General features: G+C 69.8%; 14 protein-coding genes. 10 read left to right on the top strand and 4 right to left on the bottom strand.

The genetic code is table 11. The features are described from left to right. Positions 1-4: 4 nt before the first annotated feature. Positions 5-1,420, top strand: a complete 1,416-nt coding sequence (locus IG08_RS0104885) for an aldehyde dehydrogenase family protein (protein WP_030596664.1) — start codon at positions 5-7, stop codon at positions 1,418-1,420. Between the two features lie 82 nt (positions 1,421-1,502). Here the strand turns inward: IG08_RS0104885 and IG08_RS0104880 are convergent, their stop codons facing one another. From IG08_RS0104880 to shiA, 3 genes are all read right to left on the bottom strand, one after another. Beyond that, the gene (locus IG08_RS0104880) at positions 1,503-3,314 is read right to left on the bottom strand and encodes a bifunctional sugar phosphate isomerase/epimerase/4-hydroxyphenylpyruvate dioxygenase family protein (RefSeq protein ID WP_030596662.1); all 1,812 of its coding nucleotides are present in this window, start codon (positions 3,312-3,314) and stop codon (positions 1,503-1,505) included. After that, entirely contained in the window at positions 3,307-4,296 is a 990-nt protein-coding gene (locus IG08_RS0104875) for a zinc-dependent alcohol dehydrogenase (RefSeq protein WP_030596660.1), read from the bottom strand. The genes IG08_RS0104880 and IG08_RS0104875 overlap by 8 nt, the downstream gene beginning before the upstream one ends. Positions 4,297-4,439: 143 nt before the next feature. Further along, on the bottom strand, positions 4,440-5,813 hold the full coding sequence (gene shiA / locus IG08_RS0104870; RefSeq protein WP_030596658.1) for a shikimate transporter: 1,374 nt from the start codon (positions 5,811-5,813) through the stop codon (positions 4,440-4,442). A 395-nt stretch (positions 5,814-6,208) separates the two neighbouring features. Between shiA and IG08_RS0104865 the strand changes: the two genes are divergently transcribed. Beyond that, positions 6,209-7,003, top strand: a complete 795-nt coding sequence (locus IG08_RS0104865; RefSeq protein WP_234342802.1) for an IclR family transcriptional regulator — start codon at positions 6,209-6,211, stop codon at positions 7,001-7,003. A gap of 69 nt (positions 7,004-7,072) precedes the next feature. Here IG08_RS0104865 and IG08_RS0104860 read toward each other — a convergent pair whose 3' ends face one another. Then, a complete protein-coding gene (locus IG08_RS0104860) occupies positions 7,073-9,319 on the bottom strand; it encodes an alpha-galactosidase (protein WP_078655444.1) in 2,247 nt (748 codons plus the stop codon). Between the two features lie 105 nt (positions 9,320-9,424). Here IG08_RS0104860 and IG08_RS0104855 point away from each other — a divergent pair, with 105 nt between their 5' ends. The 8 genes from IG08_RS0104855 to IG08_RS0104820 all read left to right on the top strand — a co-directional run bounded on the left by IG08_RS0104855 (position 9,425) and on the right by IG08_RS0104820 (position 22,043). After that, positions 9,425-10,498, top strand: a complete 1,074-nt coding sequence (locus tag IG08_RS0104855) for a LacI family DNA-binding transcriptional regulator (protein ID WP_052424486.1) — start codon at positions 9,425-9,427, stop codon at positions 10,496-10,498. A 123-nt stretch (positions 10,499-10,621) separates the two neighbouring features. Further along, complete coding sequence (locus IG08_RS0104850) at positions 10,622-11,716, top strand: LacI family DNA-binding transcriptional regulator (RefSeq protein WP_267964954.1); 1,095 nt, start codon at positions 10,622-10,624, stop codon at positions 11,714-11,716. A 186-nt stretch (positions 11,717-11,902) separates the two neighbouring features. Next, positions 11,903-13,291: an ABC transporter substrate-binding protein gene (locus IG08_RS0104845; protein WP_030596649.1), complete on the top strand. Its 1,389-nt coding sequence runs from the start codon at positions 11,903-11,905 to the stop codon at positions 13,289-13,291. After that, positions 13,291-14,277, top strand: a complete 987-nt coding sequence (locus tag IG08_RS0104840) for a carbohydrate ABC transporter permease (protein WP_052424485.1) — start codon at positions 13,291-13,293, stop codon at positions 14,275-14,277. The genes IG08_RS0104845 and IG08_RS0104840 overlap by 1 nt, the downstream gene beginning before the upstream one ends. Next, the gene (locus tag IG08_RS0104835) at positions 14,274-15,161 is read left to right on the top strand and encodes a carbohydrate ABC transporter permease (protein WP_078655443.1); all 888 of its coding nucleotides are present in this window, start codon (positions 14,274-14,276) and stop codon (positions 15,159-15,161) included. Before IG08_RS0104840 ends, IG08_RS0104835 begins: the two co-directional genes overlap by 4 nt. Positions 15,162-15,181: 20 nt before the next feature. Further along, positions 15,182-17,173, top strand: a complete 1,992-nt coding sequence (locus tag IG08_RS0104830; protein WP_052424484.1) for a hypothetical protein — start codon at positions 15,182-15,184, stop codon at positions 17,171-17,173. A gap of 132 nt (positions 17,174-17,305) precedes the next feature. Continuing rightward, the gene (locus IG08_RS0104825) at positions 17,306-19,381 is read left to right on the top strand and encodes a beta-galactosidase (RefSeq protein ID WP_106980874.1); all 2,076 of its coding nucleotides are present in this window, start codon (positions 17,306-17,308) and stop codon (positions 19,379-19,381) included. Between the two features lie 118 nt (positions 19,382-19,499). Next, the gene (locus IG08_RS0104820) at positions 19,500-22,043 is read left to right on the top strand and encodes an RICIN domain-containing protein (RefSeq protein WP_063757745.1); all 2,544 of its coding nucleotides are present in this window, start codon (positions 19,500-19,502) and stop codon (positions 22,041-22,043) included. Positions 22,044-22,312 lie beyond the last annotated feature (269 nt).

Genomic DNA, 22,312 nt, shown 5'->3' with positions numbered 1-22,312 from the left:
CACCATGTCAACATCCACACTGCGCACCGGCATCGCGGCGACCGTCGCCGATGCGCGGGAGTACTTCCGGACCGGCGCCACACGTGACCTCGCGTGGCGCTCCGGTCAACTATCCGCGCTCGCCGCCCTGTTGACGGAGAACCGTCCCACCATCGAACAAGCCCTGTGGCAGGACCTGCACAAGAGCGCGACGGAAGCTCAGATCACCGAGATCGGAGGCACGCTGTCGGACATCGCGCACACGCGACGCCATCTCCGGCGCTGGGTCCGGCCCCGGCGGGCACGGCTCCCCCTGGGCCTGGCGCCGGCGAGCGCCCGGCTGGTCACCGAACCGCTCGGGGTCGTCCTGGTCATCGCCCCGTGGAACTACCCCGTGCAGCTTCTCCTCGCGCCTCTGGTGGGCGCGATCGCCGCCGGTAACGCCGTCGTGCTGAAGCCGAGCGAACTCGCTCCGCAGGTCTCGTCGACGTTCGCGGAACTCGTACCGAAGTACCTCGATCCGCGCGCGGTACGCGTCGTGGAGGGCGGCGTCGACGAGACGACGGAGCTGCTGCGGCAGCGGTTCGACCACATCTTCTACACGGGCAACGGACAGGTCGCGAAGATCGTCCTGCGGGCGGCCGCAGGACATCTGACGCCGGTGACCCTTGAGTTGGGTGGCAAGAGCCCCGTGTGGTTCGACGACGACGCCCACCTCGCCCAGGTCGCGCGGCGCCTCGCCTGGGGCAAGTTCACGAACGCGGGGCAGACCTGCATCGCCCCGGACTACATCCTGACCACGCCCGACCGTGTGGCTCCGCTGACGGAGGCGATCGCCGCCGCCGTGACCGAGATGTGGGGTGAGGACGCCGCGCAGAGCCCCGACTACGGCCGGATCGTCAACGAGCGTCACCACGCCCGTCTCGTGGGATACCTCGCCGACGGCACCGTCGCGTTCGGCGGCCGGCACGACGCGGCGACCCGCTACCTCTCCCCCACGATCCTGCACCTCGACGGACCGGGCGCGGCCGGGGAGGGCCCCGCGGTCATGGAGGAGGAGATCTTCGGGCCCGTGCTGCCCATTGTGCCGGTCGCTTCGCCGGGTGCCGCCGTCGACCACATCGCGGCGCGTGAGAAGCCGTTGGCGCTGTATGTCTTCACCGCGTCGGCGGCGACCCGCGAGCTCTTCGTGGCTGAGTCATCGTCAGGAGGCGTCGGCCTGGACGTCGCCCTCCTCCAGGCCGGCGCGCCGAGCCTCCCCTTCGGCGGCGTCGGCGCCAGCGGCATGGGCGCCTACCACGGCGAGTACTCCGTCACCACCTTCAGCCACCGCAAGCCGGTGCTGCGCAAAGGGTTCGCCTTGGACGCGCTGCGCTTCGTACAGCCTCCCTTCACGTCCGCGAAACGCCGGATCGCCGCGAAGCGCACCGGAGCGTCGTAGGGGCCGCCGATGGCGACGAACGGAGGTCACCCGTCGGCGACGGCCCTCGCGGCGAGCGCGGATGGACGCCCTCCCCCGGTCGTCATCGCCGCTGTGCGGCGAGGCGGACGGGAGCGTTGGCCGCACCGTAGCCGCCGTAGCCGCCGGTTCGTTGGACGATCTCGAAGAAGACGCGGCCCACGGTGGCGGTGTAGCAGTGGCGGAACTCGCCTCCGCGGTCGTCTCTGTCGTAAAGGATGCCAAGTTCTCGATAAGTGTCCAGCTCGCCAGGGGCGAATGCGTGGCGGGCGTCGAGATCCTCGTAATAGTTGGACGGGATTCTCAGCAGCTCCACGCCGGCGGCACGGATACGGCGGGCGGCCGTGACGATGTCGCCGGTGGTGAAGGCGATGTGCTGGGCCCGGGTTCCGGTCTCCGCGGCCGGGCTGGGAGCCAGGTTGAGCACGAGCCGGGGGGCGGCAGCGCCGTCCGTGCCGCCGGAGAGGGCGCGGCTGCGGAAGAGCCCGTAGGGGTCGGCCAGGTCGACGCGTTCGTGCGGACGCAGGCCCAGGACGGTGAGGTGGAAGAGGACGGCCTCGTCGAATTGGTGCCAGGGCTGGGTGAGGGCCACGTGGTCGACGCCGGTGATGTTCCCGTCCGCCGAGCCGGCTTGTGGGGGGTGGACTTCTGCCTTGAAGTCGCCCGTCCAGTCGGGGTGTTCGGGGTGGCGGGTGGCGCAGAAGAACAGTTCGGTGCCGTCGGGTGCGGCAACCGAGTCCAACGGGACGTCCTGACCGCTGCGGCGTCGGGGCAGGACGGGGGCGAGCAGGGATTCCGCACGGTGGGCGGCGGCGCGCGGGTCGGGGATCTCCAGGCCGAGGGCGGTGAGGGCCGTGCCGTCGCCGCGGGTGGCGGTGCCGTGGTTCAGCAGGATGCGGGCGTCGCCCTGCTCCCACAGCTCCACCGGTTTTCCGGTGTGCCGTCCGGTGCGCCGGAAGCCGAGTCCGGCCAGCAGTTCGGTCACGGGCTGCGGGTCGGCGGTGGCGAGTTCGGCGAAGGCGACGCCCGACGGCACGACCGGGGCCGGGAGCGGGGAGAGGCCCGCGCTCTCCTCCAGGGCGATCAGGGAGCGGAGCGCGTCGACGGCGGTGCTCCCCGCGTCGGCCTGCCGGAACACGTCGTTGAAGACCTCCAGGGAGAGCGGGCCGCGATAACCGGCGTTCACGACGTGGCGGACGAAGGACGTCACGTCGAGGCCGCCCTGGCCCGGGAAGCAGCGGTAGTGGCGGCTCCACTGCAGGACGTCCATGGCCATCAGCGGGGCATCCGCCAGCTGCAGGAAGAAGATCTTCTCGCCGGGGATGTCCGCAATGCCTTCGAGGTCCTTGGGTTCCGAGCCCCGGGAGAGGATGTGGAAGCTGTCCAGGCAGACGCCGAGCGCGGGGTGGCCGGCCGTCTCGACGATGCGCCAGGCGTGGTCGTACGTACTGACGTGCCGTCCCCAGGCGAGCGCCTCGTAGGCGACCCGGATGCCGAACTCCTGGGCGAGGTCGGCCAGTCGGGCGAGTTGCCCGGCGGCGAGGGCGTCGTCGTCCACGGCCCACGGGGAGACGCTGGAGCACACCAGGAGCGTGTCGGCCCCCAGCCTGCGCATGACGTCGAACTTGTGCTCCGCCCGGCGCAGAGTGCGGACGAACTCCTCCTCGGGCACGCCCTCGACGTCCCGCATCGGTTGATAGAGGTCGATGGTGAGCCCGAGGTCGGCGCAGCGGGCGCGGATCTCCTCAGGGGTGAGGGGACTGGCCAGCAGGTCGTTCTCGAAGATCTCGACTCCGTCGAAGCCCGCGCGGGCGGTGGCGGTCAGCTTCTCGGTCAGTGAGCCGCTGAGACAGACGGTGGCGATCGACTTACGCATGCCCGCTCCCATCGGAATCACGGATGCTGATCCAGGTCTTCCCGGCGCGTTCGGCGGCGCCGGCGAACGCCTCTTGGGCCTCGCCGAATGGGAAGCGGGCCTCCATCACCATCCCTGGCCGGGCCTGGGGCAGTTCCGTGATCGCCGCGGCGAAGTCGCCGGGGTGGTCGTAGATCATCGAGCCCCGGAGCACGAGCTGGCGGCGGACCACGTCGTCGGTGGTGAGCGGCAGTTGGTGCGGATTGAGGCCGATCAGGACGACGGTCGCGCCCGGCGCCGCCCGCTCCACGGCAGGGCGCAGGGCGGGGGCGTGGCCGGAGGTCTCGAAGACGTACGTGAATCCGGTACGGGCGTCGTCGCGTGTCGCACCCAGCCGTTCGGCGCGGGCAAGCCGTTGGAGGTGGGGTTCGGTGACGACCGGTTCGATGCCCAGGCGGGACAGGATGAGGCAGACCAGCAGCCCCTGGGCCCCGGCGCCTACGACCAGACAGCGGTCGGCGGCCGTGACGCCGCTGCGCCGTACGGCGGCCCTGGCCACGGTGTACGGCTCGGTGGCAGCGAGGTCGGCGCCGGTCGGCCCGTCCGCCACGGGATGGGCGAAATGCGCGGGGAGGGCGACGCGTTCGGCGAGGACGCCCGGGGCGTTCAGGCCGACGATGACCCGGTGCGGGCAGGCCGACGTCAACCCAGTGAGACAGTCCGCGCACTTCAGGCAGGCGTAGTTGGGCTCGATGACCACTCGCTGGTCCACCTGGCGGTCGCGGACGTCGCTGCCGACGGCGGCGATCCGTCCGAAGCCCTCGTGACCCATGACCCAGGGCAGCACGGGCGGCCGTCGTCTGCCGTGGAAGACGGCGAGGTCGCTGCCGCACAGGCCGACACCGCCCATCTCCACGATGACGTCGTGGGGGCCGCAGACGGGCTCCGGCCAGTCGCCGACGGTCTCGACCCGGCCCGACGCCGTGAGGACAGCTGCTTTCACCAGAACTCCAACGGTCCACTAGACGGATCAATGAATCCACTCTGCGGCCAGAATAAGGCGCGGATGACACCCCCAACAAGAGCCGGGGCTGGCAAACAAAGGGGCCCCGGCAAAGGCCGGGGCCCCTTGAGTGGCGGGACTGGTCAGACAGTCGCGTCTGCCGCCGCGCCGCGCTGCCGTACGGCGTCCGGCGTCCCGGCCGCCTCTCGGTCGCCGCCCATCCGCAGCGCGACCAGGAATGAGACCGCGCAGCCGAGGGCGATATAGGCCGCGACCAGCGACCAGCTGCCGTCCGCCCAGATCACCAGGGAGCCGGCGATGAGCGGGGTGAAGCCGCCGCCGACGGCGCTGGCGAGCTGGTAGCCGACACCGGCGCCGCTGTAGCGGTACTCGGGGCCGAACATGTCGGTGAACAGCGACTGCTGGACGGAGACCGCCATGTCGTGGGCGACGTTCACCAACAGCACCGCACAGGCGATGATCAGGACCAGCGAGCCGGTCTCCATGGCCCAGAAGTACGGCACCGCACTCACCACACCGATCAGGGCGCCCCAGCAGTAGATCCGGCGGCGGCCGAAGCGGTCGGCGAGGTAGGCGAAGGCCGGGATGGTGATGATCGCCAGTCCGCCGACGGCCAGGTTGACGTTGAGCAGGCTGTCACGGTTCAGCCCGAGTTCGTCGGTGCCGTAGGCGAGGCCGAAGGTCGTCACGCCGTAGAAGGTGAACAGTTCCACGAAGCGCAGCCCGATGATGGCGAAGAAGCCCTTGGGGTTGGACTTCACGGCGGCGACCAGCGGCACGCGGGGCTTGGCGTCCGCGCTCTTCGCGGCGACCTGCTTGGTGAAGACCTCGGACTCCTCGACCTTGGCCCGGATGACCAGACCCACGATCACGAGGCACGCGCTGACCAGGAACGGGATGCGCCAGCCCCACTCGCGGAAGGCCGCGTCGGAGGTGTTCCCGGAGATGACCTTGGTGATCAGGGTGGCGAGCATCAGGCCGACCGAGGCGCCGACCTGCACGCCGCTGCTGTAGAGGGAGCGCCACTTGGCGGGCGCGTTCTCCACCGCCATCAGCGCGGCACCGCCCCACTCCCCGCCGACCGCGAAGCCCTGCGCGGCGCGCAGCACCACCAGCAGAACGGGCGCCCATATGCCGGCCGTCGCGTAGGTGGGCAGCACGCCTATGAGCGTGCTGGCCGCACCCATGATCAGCATCGTCAGGACGAGCATCCGCTTGCGGCCCAGCCGGTCACCGAAGTGGCCGAAGACGATGCCGCCGAGCGGACGGAAGAGGAAGCCGACGCCAAAGGTGGCCCAGGCGGCGAGGGTGCCCACGGCCGGCGAAGCACCCGGGAAGAACAGGTCACCGAAAAGCAGGCCGGCGACGATGCCGTAGAGGAAGAAGTCGTACCAGTCGACCACTGCTCCCATGAAGCTTGCGACCGCTGCTCTCTTCGCCACGTCGGGGGACGCTCCGGCACCGCCGGCCGCGGCCGACTTCTGCGCACTGCTCATCTCACACACTCCACTGGATTGCTGCGGCTCCTCCGGACCGGCCCTGCCGTGCGAGCGGTGCGCGGCAGGGTGGGGTCGGGACTCGGACGGCCGGGTGGGGACAGACGGTCGGGCGACGGCGCACGCTCGGCGGGTGGGGAGCGGGCCGTCACCGGCGAACCGGGCCATCGCCACAGCGGTACGGGCGGCGACCCACAGAACCAGGTCCACTGAACGGACCGATCGAACCAAGTAGCGGAAACATACGGGCCGGCGATTCCGCCATCAAGGGTTACGACAAGATTTCTTAGCCTTTACGGTTCCCTTGGTCCGCCTGGCGGACTACCGTCACGGGTGAGCGCGGCGGACAACGAACTGGTGCCGCGCGACGACGAAGCAGTACGGGGAGAATGCGCGTGGACGAGAGGGACGCTCCGGCCGAGGCGGGGAGAGAACAGCAGGGTACGGGCGTACGGAGCGTACGGCGCGCCCTGGACATCCTCGGCCTGCTGAGCGAGGACCGGCCCGTCATCACCCTGCGCGAGATCACCGACGCCACCGGACTGGCCAAGACGACGGTACTGCGCCTGGTGCAGACCCTCGAGGAGAGCGGACTGCTGTGGTCGCACCCGAGCGGCTACACCGCGGGCCCCGGCCTGTGGCGCTGGGCCTACCTGGCCCGCAGCCAGTGGGAGGTACCCCGGGAGACCCGCAAGGTCATGCGCGACCTCGCCGACCGGCTCGGCGAGACGGTCAACCTCTTCGTCGCCCGCGACGTCAACCGCGTCTGCGTCGCCCACGAGGAGAGCCCGCACCCCCTGCGGCATGTCGTCGACGTCGGCGACGAACAGCCCCTGTGGGCCGGCGCCTCGTCGAAGATCCTCCTGCGCGACGCCTCCGATCCGCTGCTGCGCCGCCTCGCCGCGGCCTCCCCGCGCGGCGAGGCACATGTGGAGCGGCTGCGTGCCTGGGCACAGGAGGCGGCGCAGCGCGGCTACGCCGTCAGCAGCAGCGAATGGGACGAGGGCTTGACCGCGGTCGCCGTGCCGGTCACCAGCCGCTCGGGCACGGTCATCGCCTCCCTCTCACTCAGCGGCCCCAGCCAGCGCTTCCCGTACGAGGCGGTCGAGCGATTCGCCACCGACCTCACGGAAGCGGCCGCGCTCATCTCGTCCCAGGGCTTCAGTCATCCACTCGGCCCGGGCCGCTGACCTGCTGCCTGCAGACCTCACACATCGCCTCGTACACCTCTGCGACCAGGTCGACGGACGCCCGCCTCGTCACACTTGGCGACCCTCTGCCGGTGGCGCCGCGCTGAGTCGGAGGAGCACGGCGGTGTTGGGGCGGGGCAGGGAGACGGTGAGCCGGCCGTCGGCGGCGTCCCAGGCCGCGGTGGCGTCGGAGGTGGCGGGGTAGAGCAGCGTGGGATGCAGGTGGGCGCCACGCAGGTGGGAGATCGTGACGGTGCGGGTGCTTTCGTCGGCTCCGTGCCGGTCTCTTGGGCGCGGGACTCCTCCTCGCTCATCGGCGGCCGGCTCCCGTCGCCACAGTGCGAGCCAGCTGGCGGCATGGCCTCGCCAGCCCGAGGCGATCCAGGTGTCCTCCCACGAGGGAAGTCCGAGCGGCCAGAACGGCAGGCTGTCGGGGATCTCCGAGCGGACGGTCTTGTAGACGGAGACGGCCGAGCGGACGAGTTCGTACTGCTCCGGGTTCATGCGGTCGAGGAATCCGGACAGGTGGATGCGGCCCGGCAGCGCGCCGGTGAGGGTGAAGGCGATCTCGTCAAGGCTGAAGTGCGGCTGGGGGTAGGCCCACACAGCGGCTTGCTCGGGGGTCGCCGCGGTGGCGGCCGCTGCGGCGATGGGCGGATAGCGCAGGGGGTCCTGCTGGTCGCTGGTGGACTGCAACTGGACGACCGCGAGCTGCGCGTAGTCCATGCGCAGCCCGCCCGACGCGCAGTTCTCCAGGACCAGGCCGGGGTGCCGGTCGAGGAGGGAGCCGAGCCAGTCGAGGTGTGCGCGGTGGTGCCCCAGCAGGCCGGCGCCCGCGCTTTCGTTGCCGTTCTCGGTACCGGGGCCGATGTTGATGTTGTAGTCGAGCTTCAGATAGCCCACCCCCCAGTCAGCCACGAGCCTGTCGACGACCTGGTCGAGGTGGGCGCGGGCGGCGGGGTGGCGCAGGTCCAGGTGGTGTCGGCCGTGTTCGGTGACGCGGACTCCGCCCCGGCGGAAGAACGCCTCGGGCGGCAGGGTGTCGGCCAGGGGGCTGCGTACGCCGACCACTTCGGGCTCCAGCCAGAGTCCGGGGGTCATCCCGTGCTCCCTGATGGCGTTCAGGACCTTCTGGATGCCGCCAGGAAAGCGACGGTCGGAGGCGTCCCAGGCGCCGACGGCGTCCCACCAGCCCTGGGCGTCGTCGTCGTACCAGCCGGCGTCGATCACGAAGACCTCGGCGCCCGCAGACCCCGCCGCTTCGATGAGCGGCATGAGCTTGTCGGTGGTGGGGTCGCCCATCAGGGTGTTCATGTAGTCGTTGTAGATCACCGGGAGTGCCGTGTGGTCCGGGTGGCTGCGGCGCATGCGGCGGCGGTAGGCGGTGAGTTCGCCGAACGCAGCGTCCAGGCCGCCGGTCGCGGCCCCCACAAGAACGGCCGGGACGGTGGTGAACTCCTGGCCGGGCTCCAGGGTCTGGCGCCACTGGTGATGGGCGTCGTCGGGTCCGAACAGAGCGACGTAGGCGGCACCTTCCCGTTCGCCGGTCTCGTAGCGCCAGCCCGCGCTGGACTCGATCTGCCAGAGCCAGGCGCGACCCGCCTGATCGGTGAGCGCGGCGATCGGCAGGTGCCGTCCCGTTGACCAGCTTCCCTGCGAGTACCGTTCGAAGCAGCCGCGTCCTTCGTGGCCGTGGGCGGACCGGTTCAGAGGGACGATGTGGTCACGGAACGCGGTGTGCTGCCAACGGCACTCGGCGAGCCAGTCGTTGTCCGCCCAGTGGAGGGTCAGGCCGCCCAGAGCGCCCATGGCGTCCACGACGCCGCCGAGGGCCAGGGTCGACACGCTCTCCAACTGAAGCGGGGTGCTCCCCTCATTGACCAGGCGCACCTGCGAGCGGAGGAAGCCCGTGCCGGGGCAGGTCCCCAGGGTGATGTCGACGGCGAGGCCGGTCGCCGGGTCCGCCAGCCGGATGGTTGTGCACTGCCAGTCTCCGTCCTGGGCCGTCTCGTGGCCGCGATAGGTCAGGCGGTCGCCGATCGCGGTGTCGATGAAACGTTCCCCCGACCAGGTACGTCCGTGGCCGGTGGCCGTGACCTCGACCAGGGGAAGCAAGGAGTTCCAATCCTGGCCCGGCGCTCCCAGCCTGACCGACCCCGCGGAATCCGCGATGGCGTGCAACCCGAAGACCTCATGGGACCAGAGAAGAGACCTCTCGGCTGCTTCGACAGCAGTAGTCAACGCGGTTCCCCTTCTGCGGTGTACGACTCTGTGGTGTACGAACCCTTTCGCAGGCCTTCTGCCGCCGCCGTCCATTGCGCGGCATCGGACGGCCTGTGACGGGCCCCCTGTGTGATCGCTGCGTAAATCCCCGGTTTCCATCTCTTGACGGCAGTGATTGTGACCGGTCACAATCCTGGCATGGATGTGACCGGTCACACAAGCTCCGGCAACCACCGGGGCCCCGGCCAGGAACCGCGGAAGGCCGCCAGTATTCGCGACGTCGCTGAGGCGGCGGGCGTCTCCTACCAGACCGTTTCGAGGGTCCTCAATGGCCACCCGAATGTCCGCGAGGTGACGCGCAACCGGGTCGAAGCGGCCATCGAAACGCTGGGATTCCGGCGCAACGCAACCGCGTTCGCACTGGCCAGCGGCGTGACCCGGTCCGTCACCGTGCTGACGTCGAACACCACCCTCTACGGCTACGCGGCAACCCTGCAGGGCCTGGAGGAAGCGGCCTCCGCCGCAGGCTACTCACTCGGCGTGAAGGTGCTGACGCCCGAGGACGACCTGGACCGCACGATCTCCTCGGCAGCAGCCGGCGGCGGAGGCCTGATGGTCATCGGCTTCGACCGGCTCGGCGCGTCGGCTCTGCGCCGGGTCCCGGCGGACGTGCCGTGCGCCGCGGTCGTCGAAGCGCCCCCACACGGCCGGAGGCCTCCCCGCCCCGCCGTGTGGGCCGACGACCGTGAGGCGGCCCGCGCCGCCACCGCGTACCTGCTTCAGCTCGGTCACCAGACCGTTCACTACGTCGCGATCCCGACGTCAGTGGGCACCCGGCGCTCCGAAGGGCCGCGCGCCCAGGGCTGGCGCAAGGCTCTGGAGGAGGCCGGCATCACCCCACCCGAACCCCACGGCGGCAAGGGCTGGGACGCTCAGGCCGGCTACGACGAGGGAGAGCAACTGGCCCGTGACCCGGGCGTCACGGCAATCCTGTGCGGCAACGACGAGCTGGCTCTGGGCGTGCTGCGCGCCCTGCATCACGCCGGGCGGTCCGTGCCCGGAGACGTCAGCGTCATCGGTTTCGACGACGCCCCGCACGCGGGGTTCGTCACACCAGCCCTGAGCACGGTCCGCATGGACTTCCAGGGACTGGGCCGCGACGCCTTCGCACTCCTCCGCGGCCAGCTGGAAAGCGACTACCAACCTCCCGCGCGGACCTTCGCCGGTACCGACCTTGTCATCCGCGAGAGCTCAGGGGTCACGGACGTATGACACCGACAGCACGACCGACCGCCCGCTCCCCCGGCAATCACCCGCCTTCACCGCACGCCACTGCCAACGGCCGCGCCCACCCGACCGGTTGCGTCGAAGTTCCGCACGGGTCTTGCTCCCAGAGTGGCCCGTGTCTACGCTCGCGACGCTCAATCGATACGCATCGACGATGACGAGAGGAGGTGCCAACTCATGTTCACCAGCAAGGATGTGGCCCGCCTCGCCGGCGTTTCGCAGAGCACCGTCTCCTACGTCATGACGGGCAAGCGCCCGATCTCGGAGGAGACCCGCAAGCGGGTCCAGGCCGCGATCGACCTGCTGTCCTACCAACCGAACGCGGGGGCACAGGCGCTGGCCAGCAGTCGTACGCGGGTCATCGGACTGGTGGTCCCGGTCGGCGGGGACCTGGGCAACACAGGTGTCGTGCCGTTCCTCGAGGCGATCACCCAGTGCGCGAGGGAGGCCGACTACGACGTGCTCCTGGTGACCGCGGACGAGGGCGCCGCGGGGCTGACCCGGCTCGACGCCCGCTCGCTGTGCGACGCGATCGTCATGATGGTCATCGCGGCCAATGACGAGCGGATCCCGGTGATCCCCTCACTGCGGGTGCCGGTGGTCCTGATCGGTGTCCCCGACGACCCCGTCGGCCTGCACTGCGTGGACATCGACTTCACGCAGGCCGGCCGGCTCGCAGTGGAGGAGTTGGTCGGCACGGGCCACCGGCGCATCGTGGTCGTCGGCCACCCACCGCACACGATCGCCCGCGGCAACAGCTTCGTAGGACAGTTCCAGCGCGGCGTCGACGAGGCCGCGGCCACCGCCGGCATCCGCACCGGACTCGTCCAGCTGCCTGAATCCACGCCGTCGGGCGCCCGCGAAGTGGTGGACAAGGCACTGAGCGGCACCGAACCGGCCGACGGGCTGATCGTGCCGCACACCTCGGCCATCCCGCATGTGCTGGGAACCCTGCTCCAGCGCGGGATGGTGCCCGGTCGCGACATCTCGGTCGTCGGGCACTGCACCGACTCGGCGGCCGAGGAGATGGAGCCGTCGGTCACGAACGTCTCCCACGCACCCCGCGAGATCTCCCGCCGCGCGATGCGCACCCTGTTCGCCTTACTGGACGACGAGGGCGGCAACCCGCCGCCGTACGGCGTCGAACTGGTCCCCTCCCGGCTGACCCGCCGCGCGACGACCGTCACCACTCTCCGCCCCTGAGCTGCGCGCTGCCCCCTCCAGCAGCAGAGAAACCCACCGAACGCCGAACGCGTACGACATGGCACCGGTCGTCGATACGTATCGACGAGCCACCGACCCCACGCTCATCGGGCATCGCGGCCTGCGCCTGCGCGCACCCGGACCAGCCAGAAAATCCCAGTTGCACTGAAGGTAAAGGAGCCACCAGTGTCCGACCACGACAGCAGAACCTTCTCGCTCCCCGCCAGGCAGGCGGCCGCTCCCGCAGGACGCAGGCGGCGGTACCTGGCCGCGATCGCCCTCACGATGGCCACCGCGCTGACGGGTGCCGCCTGCAGTTCCTCGGGAGGGTCGACCGACGCCGCGAAGGGGCCGGTCACGCTGACGTTCTGGGTGAAGACACCGTTCCCCGACAGCAAGGCTCTGCTCGACCTGTGGGAGAAGCAGCACCCCGACATCAAGATCAAGATGGAGATCGTGTCGGCCAGCGGCAACACGATCCCGCAGGCCAAGCTGCTGCTCGACGTCAAGGCGGACCGGGCACCCGACATAGCGGCCTTCGACACCCAGTACCTGCCGCAGTTCGTCACCACCGGGTCGGTGCTCGACCTGAAGACCGTCAGCGGCGGCAACGCTTCCGCGCTCGCCTCCAACTTCGAGGCGTGGGCGTGGAGCACGGTCCAGGTCGGTGACGGTCTCTACGGGCTGCCGATCGACTCGGGCCCGCTGTCCCTGTACTACCGCAAGGACCTGTTCGAGAAGTACGACCTGCCGGTGCCGACCACGATGGACGAGTACGTGCAGTCCTCGATCGCCCTGCACAAGAAGGACCCCAGTGTGTACATGGGGAACCTGCCCACCAACGACGCCTCGCCGTTCAACGCGCTGGCCTGGGCCGCCGGTTCACGGCCGTTCAAGGTGGAGGGCAAGAGCTGGGTGGTGGACATCGCCAACCCCGCGGCCCTGAAGGTCGCCGACACCATGCAGAAGCTCCTCGACGAGAAGGCGGTCCTGACGCTGCCTCAGTTCTCCAGCCAGTGGGGGCAGGACCTCAATACGGGCAAGGTCGCCTCCTGGATCAGTGCCGCCTGGGCGCCCGGACCGCTGGAGTCGGTCGCGCCGAAGACCAAGGGCAAGTGGGCCGTCGCCGCCCTGCCGCAGTGGACGCCGGGCACCGCGGCCAGCGGCAGCTGGGGCGGATCCTCCGCGGTCGTCTTCAAGTCGACCGAGCACCCGAAGGAAGCCCTGGAGTTCGCCAAGTTCATCACCACGAACCAGCAGGTGTGGTCGAACTACTGGATCCCCAAGATCACCATCTACCCGACGAACCTGAAGGCGCAGAAGAGCGAGGCGCTCAGCAAGCCGTCCAGCTTCTTCGGGGGACAGAAGATCTACGACACAATCGCCGAGTCGAACCACAGCGTCGCGCGTGACTTCAACTACGGGCCGGTGGCGAACGAGTGGTTCACGACCCAGCAGAACTACCTCAGCCAAGCGGTGAACGGGAAGATGACGCTGGCCGAGGCGCTCAAGGAGACGCAGAAGTCGGTCGTGGCCTACATGCGCAAGCAGGGCCTGAGCGTCCAGGAGCCCTGATGACGACGACCCTCGACAGTGCTCCTCGCACCCGCGGGCGTGAGGAACCGACGCGGAGCCGCCGACCGCGGCTCCGCCAGGACCGCAGGCGCCGCGTGGCCGCCTACGGTTTCCTGGCACCGTTCATGCTGCTCTTCGCCGGCCTGTTCTTCTTCCCGATCGGCTACGCCCTCTACACGAGCCTGTACCGGCAGACCTTCGACGGCCTCGGCTTCGGCGGCTCCGAGCTTAAGTTCGTGGGGCTGAGCAGCTACGTCACCGTCTTCACCACCCCGGACTTCTACAACGGCGTCTTCCGGCTGCTCGAGTTCGGCGTCGTCGTGGTCCCCCTCATCCTGGGCGTGGCGATCCTGCTGGCGCTGATGCTCGACTCCCGGCTGGCATTCATGAAGCGGCTGTTCCGGGCCGCCTTCGTCCTTCCGTACACCGTGCCGGGCGTGATCGCGGCCCTGCTGTGGGGCTTTCTCTACCAGCCGGGGCTGAGCCCGATCACCTCGGCGACCGAGTCCCTGGGGCTCGGCTCGGTGGACCTGGTGGGCTCCGGTCTGGTCCTCGGCTCGATCGGCAACATCATGGTCTGGGCCGGGGTCGGCTTCAACATGTTGATCGTGTACGCGGCCCTGCAGTCGATCCCCGCCAGCGTCGTCGAGGCGGCGCGGGTCGACGGGGCGGGCGAGATCAGGATCGCGCTGCGGATCAAGCTGCCGATCGTGATGCCGGCGGTCGTGATGACGGGCCTGTTCACCATCATCGGCACGCTGCAGCTCTTCAACGAGCCGGTCATCCTGTCGAAGATCTCGAACGCCATCAGCAGCAACTACACGCCGAACATGATGGCCTACAACGCCGCCTACGGAAACAACGACGAGCCCTTGTCGGCCGCGATCTCGGTGTCCTTGGCGTTGATCGCCTTCGTGCTGTCGTTCGGGTTCCTCCGTCTGACGGCCCGCGCGTCCGGTCTGTCCGCCCCCAAGGAGACGAAATGAGCGTCGCCAGCCGGGCGGCATCCCCGGCCCGCTCGAAGTGGATGCTCGGACGCATCCCCCTCGGCCTGGTGATGGTGCTCTTCGCGCTGTACTTCTTCATCCCGGTCTGGTGGCTGCTCGTGGCCGCCACCAAGGACGCGGGCACGCTGTACTCCAGCTTCAGCCTCTGGTTCTCCGCACCCGGCCGGGTCGTGGACAACCTGCGGCTGACGTTCGGCTACCAGAACGGCATCTACCTGCGGTGGCTCGCCAACAGCGTCGGCTACTCGGTGATCGGCGGGGCCGTCTCCACGATCCTGGCCGCCGCCGCGGGTTACGCGTTCGCCAAGTTCGAGTTCCGGGGCCGCGGTTTCCTCTTCACCCTGGTGCTGGGCGGGGTCCTGGTCCCCCAGGCGGCCCTGGTCATGCCCCTGTTCCTGATGATGAGCGCTGCCCATCTGACGGACACCTACTGGGCCGTGCTGCTGCCCTCGTTCGTCAACCCGTTCGGGGTGTACCTGGCCCGTATCTATGTGCAGTCCATGGTCCCGGACGACCTGCTCAACGCGGCGAGGATCGACGGGGCCAGCGAGCTGAGGACCTTCCGGTCGATGGTCCTGCCCACCCTGGCGCCGGGGCTGGTGACCATCTTCTTCTTCCAGGCGGTCGCCATCTGGAACAACTTCTTCCTCTCCCTGGTAATGCTCAAGAGCAGCTCGCTGTACCCCGTGACACTGGGGCTGGACATCCTCAACGGGGAGATCCGCACCGTGGGCGCCTCCCCGGACCTGATCAGCATCGTCATGATGGGGTCACTGCTCTCCATCGTGCCGCTCGCGGCCGGCTTCTTCGCCCTGCAGAAGTACTGGCGCCCCACCCTCGTCGGCACGGGGTTCAACGGATGACCGGGCCCGAAGGAGAAGCGATGACCAGGCAGTTCGCATTCGGCGGCGGCCGGGTGGTACTCGGCGCGGACGCGTCACCCGTGGCCTTCCAGCACACCTTGGACCCGGACCGGCTGTACCTGCTCGACGAGCTGACGGACACCTGGCACGGGCCGGACCACGCCTGGGGCACCGGCTTCGCGATCACCTCGCGCGGCTCCGGCCGCTGGCAGACACCGTACGAGATCGACTGGCGGGCCGGCGGCGTGACCGCGCGCCACCGGCCGGTGTCCGGGCTGGAGTTGGAGGTCCGGCGCCAGGTCGCCGGGGACCGCTGCACCGAGACCTACACCTGGACGAACACCGGCGCCGAGCCGCTGCGGATCACCGGGCTCGGTGTGAACGTACCGGTCAGGGATGTGTACGACAGTGCTGCGGGCGCGCTCGCGCGAAGCTGTCATGCGCACGTCTTCACCGGCGGGGCGTGGTCGTGGGTGCTGGCCGAGCCGATGGCCGGCACTCCCCCGCTGCTCGGCGCGATCGTCCGGGTGGGCGAGTTGTGGGCGTACTCGGTCGAGTCGCGCAACTCCCGGACCTGGTCCGACATCCGCGGTCACCTCGTCGTCCATCCCACCGACCACGCCCGCAGCCCCGAGTCGTTCGGCGGCCAGCCCGTCCTGGACCTCGCCCCCGGGGAGGAGTACGTCCTCGCCTGGGAGCTCGGCTGGTACGACGACCGGGATGCATTCCTCGCCGCCACCGACGCCCCTGCCGAACTGCCGTCCCTGACCGCACCGGTAGGTACGGCCCTGGACCTGCGCCTCGCCGAGGGCACGGTGCTCGCATCCTCGCCGGGCGACGGCATCACGTCGTCCGCCCACGGCGTCCAGCACATCGACGTCGAGCGGGACGGCCGCCGGAGCCGGACGGCCGTCGCCTTCCTCGCCCCGCTGCGGGAGCTGGTCGAGGCGCGGTCTGCCCGTATCCTCCGCGAACACCGCCCGCACGAGCGGCCGGAGCCGGAGCGGTACGCGTTCGTGCCGGTGGACACCCGCACCGGCCTGACCCAGACCGAGAACGGTTGGCAGGACTGGACCGACGGGGCGGAGCGCATCGGCATGGCCGTGCTGCTCCAGCAGGCCCGGCTGCGCGGCTGGGGCGGCTCGGACGGCGTCAACGCGCTCGACGAGGCCCTCCAGGGCTTCGCGCGCTTCGCCCGTGAGCGCCTGGTCGATCCCGACGACTCGGTCCGCCGTGGCAGCCGCTTCGCCGAACCGGTGCGGCTCTACAACACCCCGTGGCTGGCGCACTTCTTCCACGACCAGTTCGCGCTGTCCGGCGACCCGGCCGACCTCGATCTCGCGGCCCGGCTCCTTGAGTCGTCGTACTCCCTCGGCGTCCGCGACCACCTGCTCATCGGGCACCCCGAGGCGATGGCCGCAGTGATCGCCACGCTCGACGAGCAGGGCGACGCGGCGCGGGCGAAGCGCCTGCGCGAGTCGCTGATCGAGCACGCTCACGGGTTCGCCGACCGGGGCACCGCGCTGCCCCGGCACGAGGTGAGCTACGAGCAGTCGATGGTCGCGCCGCTGGTCAGCCTGCTCGCGACGGCGTACGAAATCGCCCCGGACGAACGGCTGTTGGCGGCGCTGGGCCCGGCCGTGCGGTGGCTGCACGTCTTCGGTGGGCCGCAGCCGCACGTCCGGCTCCGTGACGTCGCCATCCGGCACTGGGACGGGTACTGGTTCGGCATCGAGCGGCTGTGGGGCGACACGTTCCCGCACTACTGGAGCGTGCTCACGGCGATAGCGCTCCGGCAGCTGCCCGAGGCCCTGCGGGACGAGGACTCCGAGCGGGTCGCCGACGCGATCTTCGCGGCCAACCTCGTCGACTTCGGCCCCGACGGCCGGGCGACCTGCGCCTTCATGATGCCCAGCTGCGTGGACGGGCGTCCCGCGCACCGACCGGACCCGCTCGCGAACGACCAGGACTGGGCCCTCGCACTGCTGCTGCGATCCGCCGAGGGGCGCTGAAGCGAAACGCCCGCGGCGGCTGAGAGCCCGCCCCGAGCCGTCCCGTGCCCGAACCACCCCGATCGCCCGCCCGCACGCGGGCAGGTCCCACATGCCCCAGGACCCCGGTCCGACCAACCCGAAGGAGCCTCCGTGTCCCGTCCCGACCCCGCCGACGAACGTCTCGCCGGCCTGCGGCAACGGCTGCAGGGCCTGGCCTACGGCGGCGACTACAACCCCGAGCAGTGGCCGGCCGCCACCTGGCGGGAGGACGTCCGCCTGATGCACGAGGCCGGGGTCAACCTGGTCACCGTGGGTGTCTTCTCCTGGGGTCTGCTCGAACCCCGGCCCGGTGTCTACGAGTTCGGCTGGCTGGACGAGGTGATGGACCTGCTGGCTGAGGCGGGCGTGGGCGTCGACCTGGCCACGCCCACCGTCGCACCGCCCTCCTGGCTTGCCCACGAGCATCCCGAGACGCTGCCCGTGAACGGCGAGGGCCGCCGGATCGCCTTCGGTTCCCGCTGCCACTACTGCCAGTCCTCCCCGGTCTTCCGGCACTACGCGGCACGGATCACCGAGCGGCTGGCCGAGCGTTACGCCGGTCATCCCGCCCTGGCCATGTGGCACATCGGCAACGAATACATCGGCTTCGGCTGTCACTGCCCGGTCTCCGTCGCGCACTTCCGCCGCTGGCTCGCGGCCCGCTACGGCACTATCGCCGCCCTCAACGACGCCTGGGGAACGGCCTTCTGGGGCCAGCGCTACGACTCCTTCGACCACGTCGGCACCCCTGCCGCCCGCTCCCGGACGGTGTCGGGCCCCAACCCCGGCCAGCTGCTGGACTTCGCCCGCTTCTCCGACGCCGCGGCGCTGGAGTGCTACTCCGCCGAACGCGACATCGTCCGCCGCCACACCCCGCACCTCCCCGTCACCACCAACTTCATGGGGTCCTTCAAACACCTCGACTACTGGCGCTGGGCCGCCGAGGAGGACATCGTCTCCCTCGACATCTACGCGGGCCCGCAGGATCCGGAGGGGCCGCTGCTCGCCGGCTACAACTTCGACCTCATGCGGTCGCTGCGCGGCGGCAAACCCTGGCTCATGCTGGAATCCGCCACCGGCCGCAACCTCACCGACGGCCGCAACCACGCCCGTCCCGCAGGGCAGTTGAGGCCACGCTCGCTCCAGGCGGTGGCCCGGGGCGCGGACTCGGTGATGTTCTTCCAGTGGCGGGCCTCCCGGGCCGGCGCCGAGCGCTACCACTCGGCCATGGTCCCGCACGGCGGCGCCCGCACCCGCACCTGGCGCGAGGTGACCGCGCTCGGCCGGGACGTGGCACGCCTCGCCGACCTGAGCGGGGGCGTCTGCGACCCGGCCGAGGTGGCCGTGGTGTGGGACTGGGAGAGCTGGTGGGCCCTGGAGAGTCCCGACCACCCCTCCAACGACCTGCGGTTCACCGATCGCCTGCTCGACCACTACCGCCCGCTGTGGAACGCCAACATCGCGATCGACTTCGTCCGCCCGGACAGCGACCTGAGCGGCTACCGCCTGGTGGTCGTGCCCAACCTCTACCTGGTCGACGACACCGGCGCCGACAACCTCACCGGGTACGTGCGCGCGGGCGGCCACCTGCTGATGTCGTACTTCTCCGGCATCGTCGACGAGTACGACCGGGTACGGCCCGGCGGGCACCCCGGCGCCTTCCGCGAGCTGCTCGGCATCGAGATCGACGAGTTCGCGCCGATGCGGCCCGGCGAGACCTGCGGGCTGCGCCACGCCGGGCACACCGGCACCGCCACCGAGTGGCAGGACGTCATCGACCTGGCCGGCGCCGAGGCCCTGGCCGCCTACGCCGACGGCGAGCTGAAGGGCCTCCCGGCCGCCACCCGGCACCGCTTCGGCACCGGCACCGCCACCTACCTGGGCACCTCCCCCGACCGGGAGACTCTGCGCCGCCTCGTCCTGGACTGCGTCACCGGCGCCGGAGTCACGCCCGTCCTGGACACCCCCGAGGGCGTCGAAGCCGTCCGCCGCAGGGCCGCCGACGGCACCGAGCACCTCTTCCTGCTCAACCACACCACCGACGAGGTGACCATCGACCTCGTCACCGGTCCGGACCGGCCCGTCGACCTGCTGGCCGGCGACGCCCCGGAACCCGTCACCGGTCGCCTGCGCCTGCCGCCGTTCGGAGCGGCGGTCCTGCGCGACGTCCCCGCAAACCACCTGTGAGAGCCGACAAAAACCACAAGGAAGGACAAGGGACAACATGAGGAGATCCCCGACCGCCGGCAGGCGGCACACCCGCGGAAACCTGATACGCCACGCTGCATACGGACTCGTGGCTGGCATGCTCATGATCAGCGGAATCCTGTTCCCCGGCGTCAGCTACGCGGCCAACGCCCAGCTGAGCGTCGACCTCTCCCAGAGCACCGGAGACATCGTCCACGGCGCGTCGGGCTTCCTCTACGGCATGGGCAACGCCGGTGTCACGACCGACAACGTGCTCCAGCCGCTGCACCCCCAGCAGGCCGCACAGAAGCCGCAGGGCGGACTGCAGCACCCCAGTGGCGACGCGTTCGACGTGGCGCCGCAGTACGTACGGAGCGGTACCAAGGAAATCCAGATCTACATGCAGGACATCTACCGGTACTGGCCCTACGAGGAAGCGGGCCTGACCGACTACCTGAGCAAGATCGACGACATGGTCGCCAAGGTGAAGGCCGATCCGAACTACGGCAAGTACGTGTACGCCCCGTTCAACGAGCCAGACTGGATCTGGTACGACGGCATGTTCACGGACTCGACCGCGAAGCAGCAGTTCTTCGCCGACTGGAAGACGGTCTACCAGCACATCCGCGCGCTCGACCCCACGACCAAGATCGCCGGCCCGGGCTTCAGCGTCTACAACAACCAGGCCATGTCCGACTTCATGACCTACGCCAAGGCCAACAACGTCGTCCCGGACGTCATCACCTGGCACGAGCTCCAGAACAACTTCTTCACCGACTACTACAACCACTACGACCACTACCGCAGCGTCGAGACGCAGCTCGGCCTCTCCAAGCTGCCGATCGTCATCAACGAGTACACACGCTCCACGGGCGACCTCGGCATACCGGGCCAGCTCATCCAGTGGATCACGCGCCTTGAGAACACCAAGGTGAGCGGCGACCTGGCGTACTGGGTCACCGAGGGCACCCTCAACGGTCTGACGACCCGCAACAACGAGGCGACCGGCGCCTGGTGGCTCTACAACTGGTACGGCGAGATGACCGGGAAGACGGTCACCGTCACACCGCCGACCCAGAACGGCTCGCTCCAGGGCGTGGCGACCCTCGACGCCGCCAAGAAGCAGGCGCGGGTCGTCTTCGGCGGCACGTCGGGCGGCACGGACGTCGTAGTCAAGGGATTCGGCTCCGCCTCCTACCTCGGCAACACCGTGCACGCCGTCATCCAGGGCACGGACAGCACCGGCACGGGGGACGCGTCGGGCCGTCCTTACGTGGTACAGGAGGGCGACTACGCCGTAACGAACGGTCAGATCACCGTCAGCATCCCGAACATGTCCGCCACCTCCGCCTACCAGATGATCATCACGCCCGCCACGAGCACCTCCTCGGCGGACGTCCCCACCCGGTACGAGGCCGAGTACGCGAACATCACCGGCAGCGCGCGGGTGACGTACGGCTCGGGCACCGGCTACTCCGGGACGTACTTCGTCGACGGCTACGCCGGCTCCGGCACCGCGAGCACCAACTTCGTGGTCTCCGCTCCCAGCAACGGCTACTACGACGTGACGCTCCGCTACGCGGCGGGACAGCACAGCGGCGCCCCCGCCAACAGAAGCACCCGCGTCACGGTGAACGGGTCCAAGCTGACCGACCTCGCCCTCACCGGCACCGCGAACTGGAACACCTGGGGCACCAAGACGGTCACGATGTACCTCTCCCAGGGCATCAACAGGATCAACTACGGCGCCTACACCGGCGACGACAGTGACAACATCGCCGTCGACTCGATCGACGTGACCACGTCGACGGCGGGCACCGTCGCGAGCTACGAGGCGGAGGCCTCGGGCAACACCCTCGGCGGCGCCGCGGTCACCGCGTCCGACTCCGCGGCCTCCGGCGGCCAGTACGTCCACTGGCTCGGCAACGGAGCGGCCAACACCCTCCAGTTCAATGGCGTCACGGCCCAGTCCGCCGGCCTGCACCGCCTGGTCGTGACCTACGCCAACGGAGACAACCGGGGTGACGGCGGCAACGACTACAACATCATCAACCGCTACGCGGACATCACCGTCAACGACGGCACCCCGCAGCGCGTGTACTTCCGCAACACCCGCGGCTGGTCCAACTACTGGACCACGACGGTCGACGTGACGCTGGCCGCTGGCGCGAACACCATCAAGTTCGGCAACAGCGCGGCGTACGCCCCCAACATTGACAAGATCCAGGTCGCGCCGGCTATGAGCGCCGGGGGTACGTCGTACATCAAGCTGCAGAACCGTGCGACCGGGCTGTACGTCGACGGGGGCGGGCGCACGACCAACGGCTCCGCCGCCGGTCAGTGGTCCGGCGGAGCAACCGCCAACCAGGAGTGGACGGTCGTCCCCGACGGCAGCTGGATCCGCCTCAAGAACCACGCCACCGGGCTGTATCTCGACGGCCTGGGGGAAACAGCCAACGGCTCCGCTGTCGGTCAGTGGGGCGACAGCAGTGACACCGCTCAGCAGTGGATGGAGGTAACGGCAGGCGCCCACGTTCGGTTCAAGAACCGCGCGACGGGCCTGTACGCCGACGGCATGAGCCGAACCGCCAACGGCTCCGATCTCGGTCAGTGGAGCGACAGCGGCAGCGCGAACCAGCAGTTCCGAGTCGTTCCGCAGTAGCGGGTCGTAACAACCGATCGGTCGATCCGGCACCGGGACTTCCTCCGGCGCCGGATCGACGTCGTCTGCCGTCTGTACCGAACGTGAGTGGGGCTTCTTGTCTGCACAGACATAGAGCCGGCACTTCCGTGGGAGCCGTTGCCTTCGATGTCGCCGCTCGCCGTCGATGCCGCCACCTGGGTCGCCACACCACCTGAGCCATCGGCGAGATACTCGGCGCAGTCATCGCCACCACGCCCGGGTGGGGCTGCGTAGCCCTCGTGATCCTG

The sequence above is a fragment of the Streptomyces fulvoviolaceus genome (assembly GCF_000718165.1).
In the GTDB taxonomy this organism is placed as follows: Bacteria; Actinomycetota; Actinomycetes; order Streptomycetales; family Streptomycetaceae; genus Streptomyces; species Streptomyces fulvoviolaceus.
Note: the sequence above shows the minus strand (reverse complement) of the source record. Positions and strands in the feature narration are given on the sequence as shown.

What these genes read in the sequence shown, in the direction of transcription:
- IG08_RS0104885 (WP_030596664.1), top strand. Translation starts at nt 5, where the DNA reads ATGTCAACATCCACACTGCGCACCGGCATCGCGGCGACCGTCGCCGAT.
- IG08_RS0104880 (WP_030596662.1), bottom strand. Translation starts at nt 3,314, where the DNA reads ATGCGTAAGTCGATCGCCACCGTCTGTCTCAGCGGCTCACTGACCGAG.
- shiA (WP_030596658.1), bottom strand. Translation starts at nt 5,813, where the DNA reads ATGAGCAGTGCGCAGAAGTCGGCCGCGGCCGGCGGTGCCGGAGCGTCC.
- IG08_RS0104860 (WP_078655444.1), bottom strand. Translation starts at nt 9,319, where the DNA reads ATGGACGGCGGCGGCAGAAGGCCTGCGAAAGGGTTCGTACACCACAGA.
- IG08_RS0104855 (WP_052424486.1), top strand. Translation starts at nt 9,425, where the DNA reads ATGGATGTGACCGGTCACACAAGCTCCGGCAACCACCGGGGCCCCGGC.
- IG08_RS0104840 (WP_052424485.1), top strand. Translation starts at nt 13,291, where the DNA reads ATGACGACGACCCTCGACAGTGCTCCTCGCACCCGCGGGCGTGAGGAA.
- IG08_RS0104835 (WP_078655443.1), top strand. Translation starts at nt 14,274, where the DNA reads ATGAGCGTCGCCAGCCGGGCGGCATCCCCGGCCCGCTCGAAGTGGATG.
- IG08_RS0104830 (WP_052424484.1), top strand. Translation starts at nt 15,182, where the DNA reads ATGACCAGGCAGTTCGCATTCGGCGGCGGCCGGGTGGTACTCGGCGCG.
- IG08_RS0104820 (WP_063757745.1), top strand. Translation starts at nt 19,500, where the DNA reads ATGCTCATGATCAGCGGAATCCTGTTCCCCGGCGTCAGCTACGCGGCC.